A 1,217-nucleotide genomic window follows, 5' to 3' on the forward strand; every position below is an offset into this window, starting at 1 on the left:
TGATCCTCCCCCACTGAAGTGGTCCTCCGCTATGTTTAGGAAGACGGAGGAAGACCATGGCCAACAAGCGTCCAAAGCCCGAAGAAATTGTCACGAAGTTACGGCAGGTTGAGGTTCTGACGGGGCAAGGTATGCCGCGTCTGGATGCGATCCGGCAGATCGGTGTGACTGAGCAAACCTATTATCGCTGGAAGAAAAAGTACGGCGGAATGGGTGCAGACCAATTGAAGGAACTGAAGCGGCTGCAGAAAGAGAACGAACGGCTGCGCAAGGCCGTTTCTGATCTGACGCTGGATAAGCTGATCTTGGCGGAAGCTGCAAAGGGAAACTTCTGAGCCCCGCTCGTCGTCGTGCCTGCATTGATCGTATTCATGCTGAGTTGAACGTCTCGGAACGCCGCGCATGTCGCGTTTTGAGGCAACACCGTTCCACGCAGCGGAAAGTGCCAACTGGTCGCCCAGATGAAGAGCGATTGGTGGCCGACATGATCGAGCTGACCCGGCAATATGGTCGATACGGCTATCGTCGGATCGCTGCGCTGCTACGAGATGCTGGCTGGCATGTTAACGACAAGCGCGTCGAGAGACTGTGGCGGCGAGAGGGGTTGAAAGTGCCAATGAAACAACCAAAGAAGAGGCGGCTCTGGCTGAATGACGGGTCGTGTGTTCGGTTGCGGCCTGAACGCCGCGATCATGTCTGGTCTTACGACTTCGTGCATTGCCGAACGGATGACGGAAGAGCGTTCCGCACGCTGAACATCATCGATGAATACAGCCGAGAATGCCTGGCGATCCGTGTCGATAGAAAGCTTAACTCAGGCGACGTGATCGATGCTCTGAGCGACCTGTTCATCCTGCGCGGTGTCCCGTCGTTCATTCGTTCCGATAATGGCCCGGAGTTCATCACTCAGGCCGTGCAAGATTGGATCAAGGATGTTGGCGCAAAAACGGCCTACATCGAACCGGGCAGCCCCTGGGAAAACGGATACTGTGAAAGCTTCAATGCCCGCTTCAGGGACGAGTTCCTCAATGGCGAGATCTTCTACAGCCTTCGCGAAGCACAAATCCCGATCGAAAAATGGAGGAAACACTACAACACCAAACGACCACACAGCGCATTGAGCTACCGCCCACCGGCCCCCGAAACCATCGTTCAGATGGACCAAAGGCCAATCATGCACTAACAATCAAACTGGACCACTTAGGTGGGGCTGATCA

1 protein-coding gene is annotated in these 1,217 nt (G+C 55.1%); it reads left to right on the forward strand.

Annotated elements, in window-relative coordinates; translation table 11 throughout:
- Positions 1-56: 56 nt before the first annotated feature.
- Positions 57-1,183 (forward strand): IS3 family transposase gene (locus GOX45_RS21910; RefSeq protein ID WP_171104093.1). Its coding sequence is split into 2 segments (ribosomal slippage): positions 57-321 and positions 321-1,183, totalling 1,128 coding nucleotides; the frame shifts between segments, so codons are not numbered across the junction.
- The last annotated feature ends 34 nt before the right edge of the window (positions 1,184-1,217 follow it).

Source organism: Ruegeria sp. HKCCD7255, from assembly GCF_013031565.1.
Classification (GTDB): domain Bacteria; phylum Pseudomonadota; class Alphaproteobacteria; order Rhodobacterales; family Rhodobacteraceae; genus Ruegeria.